Raw genomic sequence first — 20,937 nt, forward strand, 5'->3', positions numbered from 1 at the left:
TATCCGGAAAAGCAGGCGCCCCAGCTTCAAAGACGCACCCGAGGAGGGACTTCGCCCGGCCTCGGCCGGACATGCTTCGAGAGAGGCTGGACCTACTTGCGAACCGAATCCTGAACGACGATGCCTTTGGTGATGCCGTCGCCTATCTTTGCACCCACCTATCGAACGCCTTCAAACAGGAGCAGCGCCTCGTCCGTGCACTCGGAGACTTCGGCGCATTCGCCACCGTCATGTGCGCCGTGGGCATCGCATCGGTCCATGGCGGGCAATTTACGCTGGCGGCGGTTCAGGCCGTCGTCGTTCCACCCGGCTGGGCATCCAGCCGCAGGACACGCGCCTTGATCGACTGGCTGGAACTGGAAAATACCGCGCAGCGTCACCCACCCGGCGGCGACAACCGTGAGCGGCCATGGTCGCTAAATGGCTGGATTATTTCGGCAATCGAGACGCTTGCCAGCACCTATTGCGTCGCGGCCTCGCCATGGCAAACCCTCCCGGCGACGGAGACGCCTGCGGAGGAAGCCATCGGAACGGGCGCGCTGATCGACGGTGTGAGCTGGTTTCTGCGGCACGCGCAGGATTTGCCTTGTCTCTCAGAGGAAATGCGGATGTTCCTTGGGCATGCGCCGGGTTTCCTGATCCTGTTGGACCTGCTGTCCGCTGCGCAGACGGACGCGTGCGATGCGACGGGTTGCGTGTTCTCCCGCAAGGCGACGGCGCGCGCCTATGGGGTCAGCCGCGCTCATGTAACGGCCATACTCGCCAGGGCCGAGCGTTTGAACATCTTGCAAAGAAACGGACCCAGAATAGTTCTGAGCGATCTGGCATTGCAGAACGTCCGGCGCGATCTGGCCTATCAGCTCGCCTTCGTCGTATTATGGGCGGAAGCGGTGAGAACGTCTCCGCCGTCTGCCGATGCCCCGGAGAGCCTGTCCGGCCGGAATGGCTCCAGCAATCCGCGATAGGGCTTGGCGAGCGGCGTGGCATAGGCACCACGCTTGGCGGTGGACAACCCCATGGACACCAGCGATTCCGCCTGCTTGACGGCCGCCGCGACGCCATCGACAACCGGCACGCCGAACTCATCGCGCAGTTCGGCGGCAAGGTCCGCCATGCCGGCGCAGCCGAGCACGATCGCCTCCGCCCTGTCCTCTTTCAGGGCCAGCGAGATTTCCGCGCGCAGCCTTTCACGAGCGTTCGAGGCGGGATCTTCCAGCGACAGCACCGGAATATCGGCGGCGCGCACATTGCAGCGGGCGGACATGCCATAACGATGGACGAGATGTTCCAGCGGCAGCCGCGAGCGTTCCATCGTCGTGACGATGGTGAATTTCTGCGCGATGAAGGCGGTGGCGGAGACCGCCGCCTCGCAGATGCCGATAACGGGAATATCGGCGAGAGCCCGGGCGGCATCGAGCCCGGTATCATCAAAACAGGCGATGATCGCCGCGTCGGCTCCAAGCGCCGGCGCCTTTGCCAGCTCCAGCAGCAGGCCGGGCACGGCGAAAACCTCGTCGTAATAACCTTCGATGGAGACGGGGCCCATGGACGAGGTAACGGCCATTATGTCCGTATCGCGGCCGGCTATCCGCGTCGCGGCGTCGGCGATGGTCGCGGTCATGGATTGCGTTGTGTTGGGATTGATGACGAGAATGCGCATTTTACGTTTCTTTATCCGCGTGAATGGCGGCGATTGAGCGTGACGATCAGGCCGAGCGTGGCCGCGATCACCAGGAAGGAAAACAGGGTTGTAACAGCACCGAGCGCATAAAGCACCGGCGTCGTGACATTGGTGGTCATGCCGTAGATTTCCAGCGGCAGCGTGTTGTAGGTGCCTGACGTCATCAATGTGCGGGCGAACTCGTCATAAGAAAGCGTGAAGCCGAAGAGGCCGACGCCGATCAGGCTCGGCGCGATCATCGGCAGCACCACATGGGCGAAGGTCTGCCAGGAGGATGCACCGAGATCGCGGGCCGCTTCCTCATAGGACGGCGAAAAGCGGTTGAAGACGGCCAGCATGATGAGCACGCCGAAAGGCAGCGTCCAGGTGAGATGCGCGCCGAAGGCCGATGTATACCATGACGGCTCCAGCCCGAGCTGCTGGAACAGAACGCCGATGCCGAGCGAAATGATGATCGACGGCACCACGAGGCTTGCGACCGACAGATAGAACAACGGCGTCGCCCCGATGAATTTGCGCCGGAAGGCAAGGCCCGCCAGCAGCGAGACCAGCACGGTAACAGCCATGACCATCAGCCCGAGACCGAGGGAACGGCGGAAGGAGCCGCCGAAATCGCCGACGGCCTGCTGTTCGAAGAGATTACCGAACCAGTGCAGCGAAACGCCGTTCAGCGGGAAAGTCAGCCCGCCATTCGGCCCCTGAAAGGCGAGGATGAGGATGGCCGACAGCGGACCGTAGAGGAACAGCACGAAGAGGGCGAAAAAGAAGGCGAGGACATAGAATTCGCGGCCGCGTTTTTCCTGATGCATGGGATCAAAGCTCCTTGCGGATATCGACGATGCGCAGGATGCCCGCGACCATCAGAAGAACGAGGATGAGCAGGATGACGGCGTTCGCAGCGGCGGCCGGATATTGCAGCAGCGACATCTGGTTCTTCATCATCAGCGCCACCGAGGCGCTCTGACCGCCGGACATCACCTGAACGGTGGAGAAATCGGCCATGACCAGCGTGACGACGAAGATGCTGCCGATGGCCATGCCGGGCTTGGCAAGCGGAATGATGACGTTGGTGAGCGTCTGCCAGCCCGTCGCGCCGGCGTCACGCGCAGCCTCGATCAGCGATTTATCGATACGCATCAGCGTGTTGAAGATCGGCGTGACCATGAACAGCGTATAAAGATGCACCATGGCCAGCACCACGGCGAAATCCGAATAAAGCAGCCATTCGATCGGTTCGGGAATGATGCCGGTACCGACCAGGGCGCTGTTGACGAGGCCGTTTCGCCCAAGCACCGGAATCCAGGAAATCATGCGGATGATGTTCGACGTCAGGAAGGGCACGGTGCAGACGAGAAACAGCACCATCTGCATGGTGGTGGTGCGGATGTGGAAGGCAAGAAAATAGGCGAGCCAGAAACCACAGAACAGCGTGATCGCCCAGACCATGACAGCATATTTCAGGGTGTTGAGATAGGTCTGCCAGGTGACCCACGAGCCGAGCGTTTCCAGATAGTTGAACGTCACGAAATCCGGATACATCTGGGCGAAATCGTAATCCCAGAAGCTGACGACGGCGATCATGAGGATCGGCAGAGCCAGGAAAAAGCCGAGGATCAGCAAAAGCGGAGCGGCCTGAACATAGGACACGAACTTTTGCGGCAGCGCGAAGCTGCGGGGCGGCCTGTCCTTTTTATCGCTGACGCCGATGAGTCTGACCGTCACCATGGGTGTGCCTTTCGCTGGATTTGCAGAAGTACCGGCAGCTTTCGCACCAGGCACTGTGTCAGGCAAAGCTCTCTTCAAACGCGACGTCATCCTCGGGCTTGTCCCGAGGACCCAACCACGTTTGATGTGGTGGGTCGTTAGATCCTCGGGACAAGCCCGAGGATGACGGAGAGTTTAGAGGCTCTGTTGCCGTCAAGACCGGCAGCCAACGCCACCGATCTTAACCGTTTCGGGTACTAAGCCGCGATGAATTCGTTCCAGCGGCGGACCATGTACCGGTCCTCGTCCATGACGGAGTTCCAGCACGCGACCTTGCCCATGCGTTCCTCGAAGGAGCCGCCATCGCGCACGGCGCCGGCCTTTTCCATGACCTTGCCGTCGGGCGCGATGATATCACCCTGCGCCGGCTTGCCTTCGACCCAGTAACCCCACTCGTCGGCGCTCATGTGTTCCTTGGCCGTTTCCATGGCGGCGGAATAATAACCCTGACGGTTGAGGTAAGCGCCGACCCAGCCCGAGGTGTACCAGTTGATATATTCATAGGCCGCATCGAGTTTCGCGCCCGAGAGGTGCTTGGCAAGCCCGAGACCGCCGCCCCAGGACCGATAACCTTCCTTCAGCGGCTGGTATTTGCAGGCGATGCCCTTGGAACGGACCGCCGCGACGGCGGGCGACCACATGGACTGGATGATGACTTCGCCCGAGGCCATGAGGTTGACGCTTTCGTCGAAGCTCTTCCAGAAGGCGCGGAACTGGCCGTCCTTCTTGGCCTTGATGAGGAAGTCGATGGTCTTGTCGATCTCCTCCTTGGTCATGTTGCCCTTGTCGGCATATTTGATGTTGCCCATGGCTTCCATGATCATCGCCGCATCCATGATGCCGATGGAGGGGATGTTGAGAATGGAGGTCTTGCCCTTGAACTTCGGGTCCATGATATCGGCCCAGCTGGAGATATCGCGGCCGACGAGATCGGGGCGAATGCCGAGCGTATCGGCATTGTAGATGGTCGGAACCATGGTGAAATAATCGGTCTCGCCCTTGGCGAACTTCTTGTCGCCGGGCTTTTCGACGAAACCGACGGTGTGCGGGGCCGTGCCCTGCGCCACGACGCTGTCCGGCTTCAGCTTGCCGTTCTTGAACAGCGGCACGATCTTGTCGTAATATTTCAGCTTCTTGATTTCCATCGGCTGGATAACGCCGGCCGGATAGACCTTCTTCAGGATCCAGTATTCGATATCGGCGATATCGTAGGAATTCGGCTGGGTGACGGCGCGCTGGGCGGCAGCATCCGAATCCGTTGCCGTCATTTCGAGCGTGATGCCGAGATCGGCCTTGCACTTTTCGGCAATGGCGTTGAGGTTCGACACGCCGGTGCCGAACTGGCGGATGGTGATCGGGTTCTGCGCCCAGATGGTCGGGAAGCCGGTGATGAGGCCGGAGCCGATCGCCGCACCCGTGGCGGCAGCGCCCGCCTTCAGGAGGCCGCGGCGGGACAGGCCCTTTTTGCTGTTGGTGGTATCGGTCATTTCAAAGTTCTCCTCTGGTTATTTTTGGGGTCACTTCTCTACCCGGCCGAGCACGATGGCATCGGCCGCATTCCATGAAAGCGGTATGGCGTCGCCGGTCCTGACCGGATTTTCGAAGAAGGCGGCATCGCTGAGGATGACGTTGAAATCCTCGATACCCGCGCCGGCGACGGCGATCTTCACGCTTGCGCCGCGATATTCGACATTCGAGACGATGCCGGTGAAACCGAGGCCCGGCTGATCCGCCTCGCCGACGCGCACGCGGTCGGTGCGCACGGCAATATCGACCGCGCCGTCATCCGGGGCCACGCCACTGGCGATAAATGTGCCGCCGCCTGCCACTTCGAGCGTGACGAAATCATCCGTTTTTTCCCGGTAACGCCCGGAAATGACATTGTGGTCGCCCATGAAGCGGGCAACGAAGGCGGTGGCGGGACGCTCGAACACCTCGCGCGGGGTGGCGGCCTGTTCGATGCGGCCGTCATTCATGACAACGATGATATCGGCCAGCGCCATGGCCTCTTCCTGGCTGTGGGTGACGTGGACGAAGGTGATGCCGAGCGAGGTCTGAAGCTTCTTCAGCTCGGCGCGCATGCGGATCTTGAGAAACGGATCGAGCGCCGAAAGCGGCTCGTCCAGCAGCAACGCCTCGGGATCGGTAATCAGCGCACGCGCCAGCGCCACGCGCTGCTGCTGCCCGCCGGAAAGCTGGGCCGGCCGGCGGCTGGCATAGGGTTCCAGCTGCATCAGCCGCAGCATTTCGAGCGCCTTCGCCCGGCGGGTCTCCTTGTCCACGCCCTTCATCTTGAGGCTGAAAGCGACATTGTCGACGAGATCGAGATGCGGAAACAGCGCATAGGACTGGAACATCATCGCCGTGCCGCGCCGGGCGGGCGGCAGATCGGTGACGACTGTATTGCCGAGCCGGACATCGCCGCTGGAGATGCTTTCGTGGCCGGCAATCATCCGCAACGTCGAGGTCTTGCCGCAGCCCGACGGGCCAAGCAGGCAGCAATAGCTCCCGGCGGGAATCTTGAGGCTTATCGCATGCACGGCGGTGGTGTTGCCGTAAATCTTGGATACGGACGCGATGTCGATTGCTGCGGCTTTGCTCATAAACACTCTCCTGCGACGTCTTTGTCATGCAGGAGGCGTGCCAATCGGCTTAGCCATTGATGTAAAATGATATTTTTTTGCGCTTCGGAGACCCGTGCGCGGACCTGCCCAATTTTACAGCGATTGTTTTCGATTCATTGCAGAAATTGTATGCAATCTGAAAGCCCAAAATGCCCCGCGCTTCACCCGGCCCTGAACCGGTCGAAAGCGGTGAGATATTTGACCGTCGGATCGGCGTCCCAGCGGTAGATTTCGGTCCGCAGGAAATGCAGCTCCTCTTCGAGCTTTTCCTCCGGCAGCTCCACCCACCAGGATTTCGGCCGGCCATCGGAGCCGTCCGACCAGCGATAGCCGCGCTTTTTCAGATGATCCTTCATGTCGAACGGGCTGTTTTCCGCGTAGAGGCGCACCCTTGAACGCCGGCTCGCCTCATCAAGTTCGGCAAAGGGCGTGCTGCTCTGGCCGGGGCGCGTCTGCTCCAGCACTTCCAGCAGCGCGAAACAATCGTCCACCGCGCGATGGCCATCATGGAAATAGCCGGATTGGCCGATCAGATAACCGAGCTTGTTGCCCTCGAAACCACGCGTGCGCCAGTCTATTTCCGAAACGGAGCAGGCCCATGCCTTGTCGCGGAAGATCGGCGAGAAGGCCTCGCAAAAGGGACGGTCGAAACCGGCATTGTGGGCGATGATCAGATCGGCATGGGCAACGAGGGAGGTCAGCCGGTCCATGTCTATCGACTGTCCCGCGACCATCTCATCGGTGATCCCGGTCAGGCGGGTGATTTCTTCGGGAATGGCGATACCTGGCTGCCGCAACCCGCCATAAATGCCGGTGACATCGCCGATTGTGCCGTTATCGTCGAATGTGAAGGTGATGACGCCGATTTCGATGATCTCATCGGTGCGATGGTCGAGACCCGTCGTTTCCGTATCGAGGATCACACCCTGACGGGCAAATTCCGGCCTTGGCCGATCGACGACCGCGCGCGGTTGCAGCCGGCGCAGGACACGATAATTGCCGGTGGATTGAAGATATGCGGCAAGGGCCTCATCGTCCGTACCGGTCTTTTGGGCCGTTTCGCGACCACCCGCTTTTCGCCCTCGTTCACCCTGCGGAAGCCGCGCTGCCGCGGGTGCGAAAAAATCCAACTGGGAGGTCATTATGCGCCTGTCCGCCTTGCCCGGAAATCAAGATTGAGTATTCCAGCATATGCGCACAGGCTCACAGTAACAACAGCGGTCGCTCTCATCCACAGAAACGGCATATCTCACGGGGTACAGTTAAGGGTTGCGGCTTCAATTTACGATGGTAAAAAAAGCGCACCGTTCCCGTGTTTCAGGAGAGAAGAAGAATGCCGCTTCCATCGCCTTCCAACCCGAAAACGCTCGCTGACCAGAGCCGGCTAAAACTGTTTCCGCTGCAAAGCGGGCCGCATTTCGCCAATGCAGGCCTTACCAACGGGGCAAGCGGCATTGTCTTTACGGGCTATACGCGCGATGCGAGCCCCGACAATGAAGCCTTCTCCTGCTGCGGCAGTTACACCCTGCGCAATTCCGTGCACGCCGCGATTGCCGGCACGACAAGCGACAATTGCACGGTCTTTGCCCTGAAGAGCATCATCAACCAGCGCCCTTGCCTGGCGGTCGGGAAGTTCGACCCGGATGGCAAGCCGCTGGCATTGTCGACGTCGGAATTCGAAGAGGTCACCAAACCCCTGTTCCAGTTCGCGGACAAGGTATCGCCGATCCTCGGCAGCGAGCCGGCGCCGGGCATCCAGATCCGCAGCGGCGACGCCTCCTATAATTATCAGGTGGACGCACGCAGCGGCCGCTTCCGCTTCACCTATAAGGACGCCATGAACGGCGGTCGTTTCGGACCTTCGGCCGATGGCAATTTTTCCCTGGAACATGACGGCCATCGCCTCGCCAGAATAAGCGCCGGCGGCAGCTATAGCAGCTCGGACAATTCGATTGCCGCCTCGGCCTATCGCGACCTCGAATCCCGCGGTTTCGAAACGACGGTGCGCAGCGGCCAGGCTTCCGCCATGTTCGGAAGAACCTACACGGAAAACGCCATTACCCGCAAAATCGGCGTCGGTTACGGCGACACCTCGTTCCGGCGCGAAGATACGCCGGGAGGAACGATCAAGGAAACCCTTGGGCACAAGATGGACAAGGTCACGCTTGAAGTCTCCCGCACGCGTGACCGGGCGAAGGGCACCGAATATATGCTGACGATCAAGATGGAGCTTTGAGGATTCGGCAAGCGGAGCGGCCGCGACAGCAGTTCCTCAGGAGGCCTGGCTGTCGAGAAGGTTCTCGCAATTGGCCGGATTGCCGATGATCTCGCTCGTCCTGACGATGGAGGCGGCATCTGCGGTTATCTTGATGATGCAGTCGCGGCGATGCTCCTTGATCTTCATGCCCTCGGTTTCCGAGACCTGCGCCTGCCCGTCTACGGTCTTGACTTCGCGCCTGTTGCTGAGACCGGCATAGGTCTCCCTATCGACTTTCAGCCAGTAGGATTCGGTTTCGCCGTTTTCGATGATGACCTTGTTCGGACGGCCGAGTCGGGCGACTGCGGCCTCGCGCGGTTGCCCGACGAAACCGGCGACAGTGCGGGAAATCTCCGTCTCGCCGGCGCTGGTGCACGCCGTAACGACGACCAGCACGGCCGCCAGACATCCTCTTTCAAGCCATCTCATTTCCAGGTCATTCCCTACAAAACGTCACCGGCCCCGGCTCTCGGCCGGCGTCCGGGGCAAATCTAGGAACGATCCTTTTGCACGGAAAGATGGAACGGCCGCAAAGCCGATCAACTTGTTATGATCAGCCCTGTCGCGAAAGGACGATTTACCGGTTCGGCGCGCGCCGTTTTTACCTGTTGCGGAACACGGTGCAAGGAACGCCCGCCCGCCGGATATCGCCACAAAGCGCATTGGCTTCGGCTCTGGTTTCCCGGCCGATGCGGGCGGCATAACGCGGCCGCGAACCGAAATTTCCGCCCCGCTGCCGCACGATCAAAGCCCGCTCGGCATTCAGCGGGTCCGAAAGCTGCAGGATCGCCCGGGTGAAAAGCCGGTTCGCCACGGACGGATTATAATGCGCCGCAAGCTGCACGCCCCATGGCGCCCAGTCGGCCGATGCAATGAGAACGGGATCGTTCATGGTGCGGGTGTCGGCGAGACGCACGCAGGCATCGAGGAAGGAACGGTTGTCATCCAGCGCCGGCGCCGCCTTTTCCGGCGGATTGTCCTTCCATGTCTCCACCGGATAACCGGTTATCGCAAACACATAATCGCGGGTTTCGGTGGGCAGGCGGCCGTTGGCGATGAAGTTCCGCAAGCCCGCCTCCCCCGCATTGTAAGCTGCGGCGGCAAGGCCGAAATTGCCGAACTGCACGTTCAATTCGGAGAGATATCGGGAAGACGCCTCAAGCGCGGCGATGATGTTGAAACTGTCTTCGAGACCGCGCAACCGGGCCGTTCCCGGCATGAACTGGGCGATGCCCTCCGCCCCCTTCGGACTGACCGCATTGGGCCGGAACAGGCTTTCCCGCCAGATCAGCCGGGCGAAATAATCCGGCGGAACGGCATGGCGGGCGGCGAGCACCTCAATGGCATGGCAAAGATCATTATTGTAACTGCCTGCATGGATGCACAGGTCCGGCGCGACATCATGGCTATACGCGCAGTCGGCTTTTTCCCCGGCGGGCTCTTCGGCTTGCGCCGCGCCGAAGGCTGCGGTCAGCAGACACAGGGCAAGAGCCATGCGGCTTGTCGATATCCCTGCCAAGCGAAAGTCCCCGAAAATTCCAGACGCGATGTGCCGATTATCGGCCAATTCGGAAGATATGCCCAGCTTTCCGGCTTGTCATCACGTATCGAACACCGAATGGACTGGCGTGATCGGATGGGAAGGCAAGTCGAGCCAATCACGCCGACGTCATCCTCGGGCCTGTCCCGAGGATCTGCAACGTATTGATTTTATTCGACGTGATCAGATCCTCGGCACAGGGCCGAGGATGACGCCGAGAGAGTGTTGATACTCAGCGGCTGACTTTAACGGGTACTGGGGACCGTCCGGCATTTAAACCGGACGAAAGTGGCACAGGGGCCGATGATGAGAGAATGTAGGCTCACCACCGGCTTCAGAGCCGTTGAGGCCTCACCCTAAAAGTCCTGCCACTCCTCAAGCTTGACGGCAACCGCGGCGGAACCGCGCGCCGCAAGCGGGCGGGGTGCGCTGCGATGCGAGCTCACCGGCGCGGATTGCTGCTCGAAGCCGCTGCGCGCTGAGGCGGAGGATCGGGCCATGTCCTCGAACCGGAATTGCCCGAGAAGTTCGAACAGGGCCGCCGCTTCCCGCGCAAGGCTGTGGCTTGCGGCGGTCTGTTCCTCGACCATGGCGGCGTTCTGCTGGGTGCCCTGATCGACGGTGTTGACCGCCTGATTGATTTCCGCAAGCGCCGTGGACTGTTCGCGCGCGGCATCGACAATCGCCACGACATTGGTGTTGATATCCCGCACCTGCTCGGCGATTTCCTGCAGGGCCGAACCCGCCCGGGTGACGAGGCCAACGCCGTTTTCCACCTGCGCGCCGGAGGCATTGATCAGGCTCTTGATTTCCTTGGCGGCCGTTGCGGAACGCTGCGCGAGTTCGCGAACCTCCTGCGCAACCACGGCAAAACCTTTGCCCGCCTCACCCGCGCGCGCGGCTTCCACGCCTGCATTCAATGCCAGAAGATTGGTCTGGAAGGCGATTTCGTCGATCACGCCGATAATGTTGGAAATCTCGCGCGATGATTTTTCGATCTGGTCCATGGCGCCGATCGCATCGCGCACCACCTGGCCCGAATGTTCCGCATGGTCACGGGCACGGGCGACGATCTTGCCGGCCTCTTCGGCGCGGCGGCTCGAATCGTTGACGGCGGTGGTGATTTCTTCGAGCGCGGCTGCCGTTTCCTCGATGGAGGCGGCCTGCTGCTCCGTGCGTCTGGCGAGATCGTCGGCAGCGGACCTGATCTCGTTGGAACCGGACGAAATGGCTCCGGCATTTTCAGACACCAGCGTCATGGCCCTTTTCAGCTTTTCCGAAGCCGCGTTGAAATCCGTGCGCAATCTTTCAAGCGAGGGGATGAAGGGTTTGTCGATGCTCTGGGCAAGATCGCCCTCGGCCAGATCGGTGAGACATTGCGCCAGCTTTTCGACGTTTTCGACGCGGCCAGTCACGTCGGTCGCGAATTTGACGACCTTGAACACCTTGCCGTTGAGATCGAAGATCGGGTTATAGGACGCCTGAATGAAGACCTTGCGGCCGCCCTTGCCAAGCCGCATGAACTCATCCGCCACGAGATCGCCGCCGGCCAGCCTTTCCCAGAACTGCTTATATTGCGACGACTGCGTATAGGCGGGTTCGCAGAACATGGAATGATGCCTGCCCTGCACTTCCGCCAGCGAATAACCGAGCGCGGCCAGAAAATTCTCGTTTGCGGTCAAAACCTCGCCATTCGGGGAGAATTCGATGATGGCCTGCGCCCGTGACAGGGCGTCGATCTTGCCCGCATCTTCCGCCGCCTTCAGCTTGCGGTCGGTAATATCGGTGGCGATCTTGACCACCTTCACCGGCTTGCCGCGACGAAACACCGGATTGTAGGACGCCTCGATCCAGACTTCCCGGCCGCCCTTGCCGATGCGCTTATATTGCCGCTGATCGAACTGGCCGGCCGAGAGCTTGGACCAGAAGGCCTTGTAATCCTGCGAGGACACGACCGCCGGCTCCACGAACATGCTGTGGTGCCTGCCGACGATTTCCGATAGCTCATAACCGAGCGCCCGACAGAAATTTTCGTTGGCGTTGAGAATTTTTCCCGAAAGGTCGAATTCAATGATGGCCTGGGATTTGGAAAGCGCGGCGAGAACCGCAAAAGCATTGGCACCACGATCAAGAATACTCACGCGCGTTTCTCCGATGGAAAGGGATGATTCCTATTCAAAATCATTCGTGAATATTATGATTACATTCTTAAATAATATTTAAGGATAAAGTTGATGTTCATCATTTGAAGTTGCAAATACCGTGGCAATGTGTTGCCTGCCGGCTTTTTTCTCGCCGCCTTTTTTTGGGAACGTTCGGCGCATGCTCGCATTCTATACCGAATGGGGAACCGGCAATGGCCGGCGAATTTCCGCGCCGGCGCTACGACGATTTCAATTTGGGAGGAGCACACAAATGGAAAAGAACACGATCTGTATCTGGTACGACAAGGATGCCGAGGCTGCGGCCAGATTTTATGCCGAAACCTTTCCGGATAGTGCGGTAACCGGCGTTCACCATGCGCCGAGCGACTATCCTTCCGGCAAAAAGGGAAATGTGCTGACGGTGCAGTTCACCGTGGCAGGCGTTTCCTGCATCGGCCTCAATGGCGGGCCGGTCTTCAAGCAGAGCGAGGCTTTCTCGTTCCAGATATCGACCGAAGACCAGGAAGAAACCGACCGTTACTGGAACGCCATCGTCGGCAATGGCGGGCAGGAAAGCGCCTGCGGCTGGTGCAAGGACAAATGGGGCGTTTCCTGGCAGATCACGCCGCGCGTGCTGATGGAAGCCATGGCCGCCGGCGGCGCGGAGGCCAAACGCGCCTTCGACGCGATGATGGACATGAAGAAAATCGACGTCGCCGCCATCGAGGCTGCACGTCGCGGTTGACTGGCGAAAGCTGTTCAGCAGCAAGTAGCGAGGCAGGCCAAAAACCGGAAGCCACTGATAAATCAGCTTAAATTCCGGTTTTTCGTATTTGTCGCCCATTTTTCGCCGCGCAGAATGGGCTGCGCGGCCAGTCATCATAAAACGTTCAACAAACTGTAAGCCATCCGTCAAAGACGGCTGTTAGCAGAGCCTCCGTGGCTTCGTGCCGGGGACGTGAAGTCCTTGCCGAGCAGGCCATCATTCCAGCAACGGGGCTCAACTCATGAAATCTTCCGCTCTGACTTCCTTCGTGGCCGGCGTCGCCATCGCCGCCGCCTTCGGCGCCACCGCCGCCCAGGCAGAAAAGACCAAGTTCGAATTCTGGTACGGTCTTTCCGGCGATCTCGGCGACCGCGTGCAGGACACCTGCAAGAAGTTCAACGACTCCCAGGCCGAATTCGAGATCGTCTGCACCTCGCAGAACGATTACGAATCCACCCTGCAGAACACCATTGCCGCCTATCGCGCCAAGAAGCAGCCCGCCATCACCCAGATTTATGACGCCGGCACGCTGGACATGATGCTGTCCAAGGCTTTCGTTCCCGCCAAGAAGCTGATGGCCGACAATGGCTACAAGATCGACTGGAACAATTATTTCCCCGGCATCGCCAATTATTACGCCACGGCTTCGGGTGAATTGAACTCCTTCCCCTATAATTCTTCGACCGCGATGTTCTATTACAATGTCGACGCTTTCGAAAAAGCCGGCATCACCTTCAAGCCCGACACATGGGAACAGGTCGAAGAAGCTTCCAAGAAGCTGAAAGCCGCCGGTTTCGAATGCCCGCTCGCCTTTAACTTCGACACATGGATGCTGATGGAGCAGTTCTCCGCCATCCACAACCAGCCGATCGCCACCAAGGCCAACGGTTATCAGGGTCTGGACGCGGAACTTGCGATCAACAAGACCAAGTTCGTCGACCACGTGAAATTCTTCAAGAAGATGCAGGACGAGAAGCTGTTCGTCGTCAAGACCAAGCAGCTCGGCATGGATATCCTGCCGGCCTTCACCTCGCAGACCTGCCAGATGTTCATGACTTCCATCGCCAACCACGGCACCGTCGGCAAGTCCATGCCGGAAGGCGTGAAGTGGGACGTCGCCATGCTGCCGATCTGGAAGGGCACCGAACGCCACAACTCGCTGGTCGGCGGCGCTTCGCTGTGGGTCATGGCCGGTCGTCCGGAAGCCGAATACAAGGGCGCTGCCGCATTCCTGAACTTCATCGCCCAGCCCGAAATGGTTGAGTGGTGGTCGACCGTTACCGGTTACATCCCGGTCACCAAGACCGGCTTCGACGCCATGAAGGCCAACGGTTTTTACGACAAGGCCCCCTATAAGGGCCGCGAAAAGGCCATCGAGAGCCTGACCTTTACGCCGCCTTCCGAATATACCCGCGGTATCCGCCTCGGCGGTTTCACGCAGATCCGCAAGGAAGTCGCCACCTCGCTCGAAGCCATCTTCATGCAGAACGCCGATATCCAGGCTGAACTCGACAAGGCCGTCGAGCGCGCCAATACCGGATTGCGCCGCTTCGAAAAGACCTATGAAGGCGCCAAGCTGAACTAAGCGTTCTTTCCTCGCCGTCAAAGGCCTGTCCGGACAGTCGTTCGGGCGGGCCCGCCGAAATCTCGAACTCTGCCGGACACCAATGGAAAAGCGTACCGTCTTCAAAAGCACATGGCTGCCTGTGCTCTTCGCCCTGCCGCAGTTTCTGCTTATCCTTCTGTTCTTCTATTGGCCGGTTGCGGCGGTGCTGAACTGGGCATTCACCCTGGAGCCGCCCTTCGGCGGCCAGGCGGAATTTGTCGGTTTAGCCAATTTCATCGAAACCTTCGGCGATCCGCTCTATTGGCAGTCGATCCTCACCAGCCTGATCTTTGCGGTCGCCGGGCCGTTTTTCGCGATCCTCATCGGCCTTGTGCTCGCCCTTGCGGTCGATCGCCAGCTTCCCGGCTCCGGCTTTTTCCGGGTGCTTTATATCCTGCCCTATGCGATTGCCGGTCCCGCCGCCGGCATGGCCTTCCGCTTCATCCTGTCGCCGGAACGCGGCATCGCCGCATCGCTGAATGCCTGGTGGCCCGATATCTGGAACCCGGCCAAATATGGCGAGCACGCGCTCATCCTCGTCATCGTCATCTTCATCTGGAAATGGGCGGGTTACACCTTCATCTTCCTGTTCGCCGGCCTGCAATCCGTGCCGCGTTCGCTGACCGAGGCCGCCGCCATGGACGGTTCCGGGCCCATTCGCCGTGCCATCGACATTCAGGTGCCGCTGCTTGCACCCACCCTGTTCTTCCTCACCGTCATCATGATGACCGAGGGTTTCGTCGGCGCCGATACGTTCGGCATCGTCGCCTCCACCACCGAGGGCGGCCCCAACCACGCCACCGAAGTGATGGTCTACCGCATCGTCAGCGAGGCCTTCGAGGGGCTGAACTATTCCGGCGCCTCTGCCCAGAGCCTCGTCCTCATCGGCCTCATCATGGTCTTCACCTTCATCCAGTTCCGCTTCGTCGAGCGGCAAGTCCATTACAAGTGAGGCGGCGATGATCCAGCGCACACCCTATGCCGACGCCCTGACCTATGCGATCATGGTGGCCGGCTTCGTCCTGCTCATCGGCCCTTTCATCGTCGTCATCTCAGGCGCCAGCCAGACGGTCCAGCAGGTCAACAGCGTCCCCTTCAGCTTCATGCCGCAGGGCGAATTCTTCACCAATGCGCAGGCGGCCTGGCAACGCGCCAATCTTGGCAACGCCCTCCTCAACAGTATCATCATGGCGACGCTGGTGACCGTCGGCAAGGTGGCCCTCTCGGCCTTCACCGCCTTCGCCATCGTGTTCTTCCGCTCACCGCTCAGGCATCTGTTCTTCTGGACGGTGTTCATCACCCTGATGCTGCCGCTCGAAGTGCGCGTGGTGCCGACCTATTCGGTCGCCGCCGATCTTTTCCAGCCGTTCCGCTCCATCCTCGGCCTGTTCGGCATCGAGGTCACCTTGGAATGGAACCTGCTGAACTCCTATGCCGGCCTCACCCTGCCGCTGATCGCCACCGCCACCGGCACTTTTCTCTACCGGCAGTTCTTCATGACGATCCCGGACGAGCTGGCGGAGGCCGCGCGCATGGACGGTTCGGGTGCGGCGCGTTTCTTCGTGGACATGCTGCTGCCGCTGTCGCGCACCAACATGCTGGCGCTCACCACCATCATGTTCGTTTACGCCTGGAACCAGTATCTGTGGCCGCTGCTGATGATCACCGATCCGTCCTACAAGACGGTGATGATGTCGCTGCGCGCGCTTCTGCCCGCCGATGACGGCACGCCGGACTGGAACGTCACGCTGGCCGGTTCCCTCATCATCATCCTGCCGCCGCTTCTCGTCGTGGCCTTCCTGCAACGCTGGTTCGTCCGCGGCCTCGTATCGTCCGACAAGTAACAGCGCGGCTTTCAACAACAAGGTTTCCCATCATGGCTCAGATCGATATCCGTCAGGTCCGCAAATCCTATGGCAAGACGCCCACCCTGCACGGCGTGGACCTCACCTTCGACTCCGGCGAATTCGTCGTCATCCTCGGCCCATCGGGCTGCGGCAAATCCACGCTCCTGCGCATGATCGCCGGTCTGGAGGACATCACCTCCGGCGAGATCGCTATTGGCGGGCGGGTGGTCAACACGCTGGAACCGCGCGAGCGCGGCTGCGCCATGGTCTTCCAGAACTACGCGCTTTATCCGCATATGTCGGTGGCCGGCAATATCGGCTATGCGCTGAAGGTCGCCGGCGTTCCGAAGGTCGAACGCCAGCGCCGCATCGAGGAGACCGCAAAGATCGTCGGCCTTTCCGATTATCTTGAGCGCAAGCCCGCGGCCCTTTCCGGCGGCCAGCGCCAGCGCGTCGCCATGGCCCGCGCCATCATCCGCGAACCTGCGGTGTTTCTCTTCGACGAGCCGCTCTCCAACCTCGACGCCAAGCTGCGCGTGACCATGCGCGCGGAAATCCGCAAGCTGCACCAGCGCCTCTCCGCCACCTCCATCTTCGTCACCCACGATCAGGTGGAGGCCATGACGCTGGCCGACCGGCTGGTGGTGATGAACAGGGGCAATGTCGAGCAGGTCGGCCATCCGCTGGATATCTATCACCGCCCGGCCAGCACCTTCGTTGCCTCTTTCATCGGCTCGCCTGCCATGAACCTGTTCAACACGAGGGTGGAGGTAGAATCCCCCGCCGTGATGCTGCATGGCACGCCCATAAAGCTCTTCCCCGAAACCGCGCTGGAACTGCGCGGCCGCGACGTAACCGTCGGCGTCCGCCCGGAACAGTGCGTGGTCAGCACGGATGGCGCCGGCGTGCCGGCAGTCGTGGATTTTGTCGAAGAACCGGGCTCGGGCCGCATCGTCCATGCCGATATCGCCGGCGAGACCTTCTCCGCCGCCATCGGTGAGGACCTTTCGGTAAAACCCGGCCAGCGCATCCACCTCGATCTCCCCGCCGCCCACCTTCATTTCTTCGATCCGGCCACGGGAAAACGGATCGAAACCGAGGGCGCCGTCGAAACCACCCGCATCGGCAACGAGAAACTGCTGGCGGTTTAGGCCCGCGTAAGATGCCTCCGGTGCGGTTTCGGATATAGTCCACCCGCACCGGCTCCGGAAGCGATGGTGTCGAATGACTGATCAAGTCGGATAAATCACATCAGAAAACCTATTTAATATATTGAATATTATATATTTCTTCATGGAAATTTGACAGCGAAAGCATCCACCGTCAACTGTCTTGCCGTGGCCACTCCGCCGTTGCACTTCAAAGATGGCCGAGCGGCTACCGCCACAGGCTCATCGCCAGATGCAGAATTTCAGCAAAAATCTTTCGGTACCGAAATCATAATCGGAATAGTCTTTGCCGCGCCAATCCCCCGGCGGGGATATCGTCGCGACGAGCAAAGGCCTGCCTGCGGCAAACGCGCCGCGCAAGCCAAAACATCGACGAAAGTGAAGCCCAATGGCAAATGATCGCAAACTGCATCTCGGCGCCTTCATGCGGCCCGTCAGTCTCCACACGGGCGCATGGCGTTATCCGGGCGCCTTCCCGGATGCGAATTTCAATTTCGCCCATCTGGCGCGCTTCGCGCAACAGCTCGAGGCCGCGAAGTTCGATGCATTCTTCATGGCCGATCATCTGGCGGTGCTGAACATGCCCACCGAGGCGCTGCGCCGCAGCCACACCGTCACCTCCTTCGAGCCCTTCACCCTGCTTTCAGCGCTCGCCGCCGTCACCTCCCGCATCGGGCTGGTCGCCACCGCCTCCACCACCTTCGATGAGCCATATCACGTCGCCCGGCGTTTCGCCTCGCTCGATCACCTCAGCAACGGTCGCGCCGGCTGGAACATCGTCACCACGTCAAATCCCGACGCGGCCCGGAACTTCGGCCGCGAGGAACAGCCGGATCATGCCGAGCGCTATGGCCGCGCGCGGGAATTTTACGATGTCGTCACCGGTCTCTGGGATTCCTTTTCCGACGACGCTTTTATCCGGCATGTCGATAGCGGGCTGTTCTTCGATCCCGAAAAGATGCATGTGCTGGACCACAAGGGACCTGAATTTTCCGTGCGCGGGCCGCTCAATATCGCGCGTCCAGTGCAGGGTTGGCCCGTCATCGTGCAGGCCGGAGCTTCCGAGCCGGGACGCCAGCTTGCCGCCGAGACGGCAGAGGTGGTTTTTGCCGCAACACCCACGCTTGCGGCGGGCAAGGCGTTTTATAAGGACGTCAAGGACAGGACCGTCGCCGCTGGCCGTTCACGCGACGGAATTGTCATCCTGCCGGGCGCTTTCGTTCTCGTCGGCGACAGCGTCGAAGAGGCGAAGGCCAAACGCGCCCGGCTCGACAGTCTCGTCCATTATGACAGCGCAATCGCCTCGCTTTCGATTGCGCTCGGCCACGATGTTTCCGGCTTCGATCCCGACGCCCCCCTGCCTGATATTCCGGAAACGAACGCCAGCAAATCCAGCCGCGAAAGGGTGATCGAGCTTGCCCGAAGCGAGGGCCTGACGGTGCGTCAGCTTGCCCAGCGGCTGGGCGGTTATGCGGGTCTTGCCTTCGTCGGTACGCCAAAGACCATCGCCGACGAGATGGAGCAATGGCTCCATGAAGAGGGTTCGGACGGTTTCAATATCACCTTCCCTTTCCTGCCTGCCGGCCTCGACGACTTCACGACGAAGGTGGTGCCGGAACTGCAAAGGCGCGGGCTGTTCCGCAGGGACTATGAGGGGCCGACATTGCGCGACCATCTCGGCCTGCAACGACCAGCCAATCGTTTTTTCACCTGAATAAAGCGCCGTCGCGCCGATTGCGCTCCCGGTAGGCAGATTTTTCGCGCCACAGCTCTCCAGTCTCAAGAACGAGGTACTGACCGCCCTGCACAATGCCCACTCACCCCTTCACACCCGACGAAATCATGATCGCCTCCGTCACGCGCCGCTGGAAGATGACATAGGCGATGATGACCGGCAGGGCCGCCAGCATGGCGACGGCCATCAGCCGCGCATAGGCGACGCCGAAAGCGTCGTTGACTTGGGTGATCCCGACCGGGATCGTCATCATGTTTTCGGAAGTGACCACGAGGAAGGGCCAGAAGAAGGCGTTCCATACCGTAATGAAGGTCACGATTGCCATGGCGGTCGTGATGCCCCAGTTGAGCGGCAGATAGACCCGGAACAGGATCGTGTATTCACCGCCGCCATCCAGCACCACCGCTTCACGCATCTCCTTCGGCACGCTGTCGAAAAACTGCTTGTAGACGATGATGACGATGGGCGTGATCAACTGCGGCAGGATGATGCCAGCCCAGGTGTTGATCAGGTTGAGGTTCTTCATCAGGATGAACTGGGTGACGACCAGCGTTTGCGCCGGCACCATGAAGCTCGCCAGCACGATGCCATAAAGCAACCGCCTGCCCGGAAAGCGTATCTGCGACAGCGCATAGGCGCAGAGCATGGAAATGAACAGCACCGAAATTGTGACGATGACGGCGACGCCGATGGAGTTCACATACCAGGTCATCAGCCGGGTATTGAATATCGCATTGAAATAAGCGCCGAGGCGAAACTCGTCCGGCAAAAGCGACATGTTGCCGGCAACGTTCTCATCGGCGCGAAGCGAGGTGACGAAGCTCCAGTAGAGCGGAAAAATCCAGACGAGGGCCGCCGAAAAAGTCAGCAGCGTCAGAACGAGGTTCTCGAATTTTCTCATCGGGCTCATGAATTCCTCCGGATGCGCAGCAGCTGGAACTGGAAAACGGAAACGATGACGATCAGCAGGAAAAGCACCGTCGCGACGGCAGACGCATAACCGCCATTGTTCATCTGGAAGGCCTCGCGATAGACCTTGAGAAGCAGAACGAAGCTGGAATTGAACGGCCCGCCGCCGCTTAAGAGATAGATCTGGTCGAATATCTTCAGCTGCAGGATCAGTTGCAGCGTCAGCACCAGCGCAGTGACCGGCCACAGAAGCGGCCAGGTGACGCGGCGGAAGCGCTGCCAGGTCGTCGCGCCATCCAGAGCGGCCGCCTCATAAAGCTCGGCCGGTATGTTCCGCAACCCGGCAATGAAGAGCAGCACATTGAAGCCGTTCGTCCACCAGATGGTGACGACGGCGACCATCGGCATGACCCAGTAGGGGTTCTTGAAAACGGCGACGGGTTTGCCCGCCAGCAGCGATATGACCGGCTGGAGAATGCCGAACTGCAGATCGAGCATCCACGCCCAGATTTCGGTGACGACCGAAACCGGCAACACATAGGGCAGGAAAAACAGGCTCATGGCAATCGTCTGCTTCACGCCCGAAAGGCGGCTGATGGCGAGAGCGATCATCAGGGCGATGGCGGTCGTGGGCACGACGGTCAGAAGCACAAAATAACCGTTGTTCTTGAGCGAGGTGACGAACAGGCGGTCGCCCAGCAGCTTCGCGTAATTCTCCAGACCGACCCAGTTTCCCTCACCGATCAGCGGCGCATCGGTGAAGCTCATGCGCACCATCTCTATCAGCGGATAAAGAAAGAAGGTGGTGAAGACCAGAACGAACGGCGTCACCATCGACAGCGCGATCAGCGATTTCTTGCGCCGGTTTTCAATCATTGCCATGGAATGTCTCCGG

The 20,937-nt window shown here is 60.1% G+C and carries 19 protein-coding genes; 8 read left to right on the plus strand and 11 right to left on the minus strand.

From position 1 onward, the window contains the following. The first annotated feature begins 71 nt into the window (after window positions 1–71). A complete protein-coding gene (locus tag AGR7B_RS14610; protein WP_080857145.1) occupies window positions 72–965 on the plus strand; it encodes a hypothetical protein in 894 nt (297 codons plus the stop codon). Here the strand turns inward: AGR7B_RS14610 and AGR7B_RS14615 are convergent. The 6 genes from AGR7B_RS14615 to AGR7B_RS14640 form a co-directional block, all read right to left on the minus strand. After that, entirely contained in the window at window positions 857–1,660 is an 804-nt protein-coding gene (locus AGR7B_RS14615; RefSeq protein WP_065656053.1) for an aspartate/glutamate racemase family protein, read from the minus strand. The genes AGR7B_RS14610 and AGR7B_RS14615 overlap by 109 nt on opposite strands. A gap of 11 nt (window positions 1,661–1,671) precedes the next feature. Further along, window positions 1,672–2,490 carry an ABC transporter permease gene (locus AGR7B_RS14620; RefSeq protein ID WP_080857146.1) on the minus strand — a complete coding sequence of 273 codons (819 nt, stop codon included), beginning with the start codon at window positions 2,488–2,490 and terminating at the stop codon, window positions 1,672–1,674. 4 nt (window positions 2,491–2,494) lie between these two features. After that, window positions 2,495–3,406 (minus strand): ABC transporter permease, encoded by a 912-nt coding sequence (locus tag AGR7B_RS14625; protein ID WP_080857147.1) that lies wholly within the window; start codon window positions 3,404–3,406, stop codon window positions 2,495–2,497. Between the two features lie 236 nt (window positions 3,407–3,642). Then, entirely contained in the window at window positions 3,643–4,932 is a 1,290-nt protein-coding gene (locus tag AGR7B_RS14630) for an ABC transporter substrate-binding protein (protein WP_004432888.1), read from the minus strand. A gap of 30 nt (window positions 4,933–4,962) precedes the next feature. Beyond that, window positions 4,963–6,048: an ABC transporter ATP-binding protein gene (locus tag AGR7B_RS14635; RefSeq protein ID WP_080857148.1), complete on the minus strand. Its 1,086-nt coding sequence runs from the start codon at window positions 6,046–6,048 to the stop codon at window positions 4,963–4,965. Window positions 6,049–6,230: 182 nt separating this feature from the next. Further along, window positions 6,231–7,211, minus strand: a complete 981-nt coding sequence (locus tag AGR7B_RS14640; RefSeq protein ID WP_080857149.1) for a 3'-5' exonuclease — start codon at window positions 7,209–7,211, stop codon at window positions 6,231–6,233. A 191-nt stretch (window positions 7,212–7,402) separates the two neighbouring features. Between AGR7B_RS14640 and AGR7B_RS14645 the strand changes: the two genes are divergently transcribed. Next, entirely contained in the window at window positions 7,403–8,305 is a 903-nt protein-coding gene (locus tag AGR7B_RS14645) for a hypothetical protein (RefSeq protein ID WP_080857150.1), read from the plus strand. A gap of 36 nt (window positions 8,306–8,341) precedes the next feature. Here AGR7B_RS14645 and AGR7B_RS14650 read toward each other — a convergent pair whose 3' ends face one another. From AGR7B_RS14650 to AGR7B_RS14665, 3 genes are all read right to left on the minus strand, one after another. Next, entirely contained in the window at window positions 8,342–8,755 is a 414-nt protein-coding gene (locus tag AGR7B_RS14650) for a hypothetical protein (RefSeq protein ID WP_080857151.1), read from the minus strand. 172 nt (window positions 8,756–8,927) lie between these two features. Then, window positions 8,928–9,821 carry a transglycosylase SLT domain-containing protein gene (locus AGR7B_RS14655; protein ID WP_080857152.1) on the minus strand — a complete coding sequence of 298 codons (894 nt, stop codon included), beginning with the start codon at window positions 9,819–9,821 and terminating at the stop codon, window positions 8,928–8,930. A gap of 401 nt (window positions 9,822–10,222) precedes the next feature. Continuing rightward, the gene (locus tag AGR7B_RS14665; RefSeq protein ID WP_080857153.1) at window positions 10,223–12,007 is read right to left on the minus strand and encodes a methyl-accepting chemotaxis protein; all 1,785 of its coding nucleotides are present in this window, start codon (window positions 12,005–12,007) and stop codon (window positions 10,223–10,225) included. Window positions 12,008–12,281: 274 nt separating this feature from the next. On the opposite strand from AGR7B_RS14665, the gene AGR7B_RS14670 reads away from it, so the two are divergent. From AGR7B_RS14670 to AGR7B_RS14695, 6 genes are all read left to right on the plus strand, one after another. Continuing rightward, complete coding sequence (locus AGR7B_RS14670; RefSeq protein WP_080857154.1) at window positions 12,282–12,755, plus strand: VOC family protein; 474 nt, start codon at window positions 12,282–12,284, stop codon at window positions 12,753–12,755. Between the two features lie 262 nt (window positions 12,756–13,017). Beyond that, the gene (locus tag AGR7B_RS14675) at window positions 13,018–14,361 is read left to right on the plus strand and encodes an extracellular solute-binding protein (RefSeq protein WP_080857155.1); all 1,344 of its coding nucleotides are present in this window, start codon (window positions 13,018–13,020) and stop codon (window positions 14,359–14,361) included. Between the two features lie 82 nt (window positions 14,362–14,443). Further along, window positions 14,444–15,334 carry a carbohydrate ABC transporter permease gene (locus tag AGR7B_RS14680; RefSeq protein ID WP_065656065.1) on the plus strand — a complete coding sequence of 297 codons (891 nt, stop codon included), beginning with the start codon at window positions 14,444–14,446 and terminating at the stop codon, window positions 15,332–15,334. A 7-nt stretch (window positions 15,335–15,341) separates the two neighbouring features. Next, a complete protein-coding gene (locus tag AGR7B_RS14685; RefSeq protein ID WP_080857156.1) occupies window positions 15,342–16,226 on the plus strand; it encodes an ABC transporter permease subunit in 885 nt (294 codons plus the stop codon). 32 nt (window positions 16,227–16,258) lie between these two features. Then, on the plus strand, window positions 16,259–17,380 hold the full coding sequence (locus AGR7B_RS14690) for a sn-glycerol-3-phosphate import ATP-binding protein UgpC (protein ID WP_080857157.1): 1,122 nt from the start codon (window positions 16,259–16,261) through the stop codon (window positions 17,378–17,380). A gap of 406 nt (window positions 17,381–17,786) precedes the next feature. Beyond that, on the plus strand, window positions 17,787–19,112 hold the full coding sequence (locus tag AGR7B_RS14695) for an LLM class flavin-dependent oxidoreductase (RefSeq protein WP_080857158.1): 1,326 nt from the start codon (window positions 17,787–17,789) through the stop codon (window positions 19,110–19,112). Between the two features lie 103 nt (window positions 19,113–19,215). Here AGR7B_RS14695 and AGR7B_RS14700 read toward each other — a convergent pair whose 3' ends face one another. Together AGR7B_RS14700 and AGR7B_RS14705 are read right to left on the minus strand one after the other, a co-directional pair. Further along, complete coding sequence (locus AGR7B_RS14700; RefSeq protein ID WP_065656069.1) at window positions 19,216–20,043, minus strand: carbohydrate ABC transporter permease; 828 nt, start codon at window positions 20,041–20,043, stop codon at window positions 19,216–19,218. Next, window positions 20,040–20,924 carry a carbohydrate ABC transporter permease gene (locus AGR7B_RS14705; protein WP_059757167.1) on the minus strand — a complete coding sequence of 295 codons (885 nt, stop codon included), beginning with the start codon at window positions 20,922–20,924 and terminating at the stop codon, window positions 20,040–20,042. The genes AGR7B_RS14700 and AGR7B_RS14705 overlap by 4 nt, the downstream gene beginning before the upstream one ends. Between the last annotated feature and the right edge of the window lie 13 nt (window positions 20,925–20,937).

It is taken from the genome of Agrobacterium deltaense RV3 (assembly GCF_900013505.1).
GTDB lineage: Bacteria > Pseudomonadota > Alphaproteobacteria > Rhizobiales > Rhizobiaceae > Agrobacterium > Agrobacterium leguminum.

What these genes read in the sequence shown, in the direction of transcription:
- AGR7B_RS14615 (WP_065656053.1), bottom strand. Translation starts at nt 1,660, where the DNA reads ATGCGCATTCTCGTCATCAATCCCAACACAACGCAATCCATGACCGCG.
- AGR7B_RS14680 (WP_065656065.1), top strand. Translation starts at nt 14,444, where the DNA reads ATGGAAAAGCGTACCGTCTTCAAAAGCACATGGCTGCCTGTGCTCTTC.
- AGR7B_RS14675 (WP_080857155.1), top strand. Translation starts at nt 13,018, where the DNA reads ATGAAATCTTCCGCTCTGACTTCCTTCGTGGCCGGCGTCGCCATCGCC.
- AGR7B_RS14635 (WP_080857148.1), bottom strand. Translation starts at nt 6,048, where the DNA reads ATGAGCAAAGCCGCAGCAATCGACATCGCGTCCGTATCCAAGATTTAC.
- AGR7B_RS14670 (WP_080857154.1), top strand. Translation starts at nt 12,282, where the DNA reads ATGGAAAAGAACACGATCTGTATCTGGTACGACAAGGATGCCGAGGCT.
- AGR7B_RS14610 (WP_080857145.1), top strand. Translation starts at nt 72, where the DNA reads ATGCTTCGAGAGAGGCTGGACCTACTTGCGAACCGAATCCTGAACGAC.
- AGR7B_RS14650 (WP_080857151.1), bottom strand. Translation starts at nt 8,755, where the DNA reads ATGAGATGGCTTGAAAGAGGATGTCTGGCGGCCGTGCTGGTCGTCGTT.
- AGR7B_RS14695 (WP_080857158.1), top strand. Translation starts at nt 17,787, where the DNA reads ATGGCAAATGATCGCAAACTGCATCTCGGCGCCTTCATGCGGCCCGTC.
- AGR7B_RS14645 (WP_080857150.1), top strand. Translation starts at nt 7,403, where the DNA reads ATGCCGCTTCCATCGCCTTCCAACCCGAAAACGCTCGCTGACCAGAGC.
- AGR7B_RS14625 (WP_080857147.1), bottom strand. Translation starts at nt 3,406, where the DNA reads ATGGTGACGGTCAGACTCATCGGCGTCAGCGATAAAAAGGACAGGCCG.
- AGR7B_RS14690 (WP_080857157.1), top strand. Translation starts at nt 16,259, where the DNA reads ATGGCTCAGATCGATATCCGTCAGGTCCGCAAATCCTATGGCAAGACG.
- AGR7B_RS14705 (WP_059757167.1), bottom strand. Translation starts at nt 20,924, where the DNA reads ATGGCAATGATTGAAAACCGGCGCAAGAAATCGCTGATCGCGCTGTCG.
- AGR7B_RS14685 (WP_080857156.1), top strand. Translation starts at nt 15,342, where the DNA reads ATGATCCAGCGCACACCCTATGCCGACGCCCTGACCTATGCGATCATG.
- AGR7B_RS14700 (WP_065656069.1), bottom strand. Translation starts at nt 20,043, where the DNA reads ATGAGCCCGATGAGAAAATTCGAGAACCTCGTTCTGACGCTGCTGACT.
- AGR7B_RS14620 (WP_080857146.1), bottom strand. Translation starts at nt 2,490, where the DNA reads ATGCATCAGGAAAAACGCGGCCGCGAATTCTATGTCCTCGCCTTCTTT.
- AGR7B_RS14640 (WP_080857149.1), bottom strand. Translation starts at nt 7,211, where the DNA reads ATGACCTCCCAGTTGGATTTTTTCGCACCCGCGGCAGCGCGGCTTCCG.
- AGR7B_RS14655 (WP_080857152.1), bottom strand. Translation starts at nt 9,821, where the DNA reads ATGGCTCTTGCCCTGTGTCTGCTGACCGCAGCCTTCGGCGCGGCGCAA.
- AGR7B_RS14630 (WP_004432888.1), bottom strand. Translation starts at nt 4,932, where the DNA reads ATGACCGATACCACCAACAGCAAAAAGGGCCTGTCCCGCCGCGGCCTC.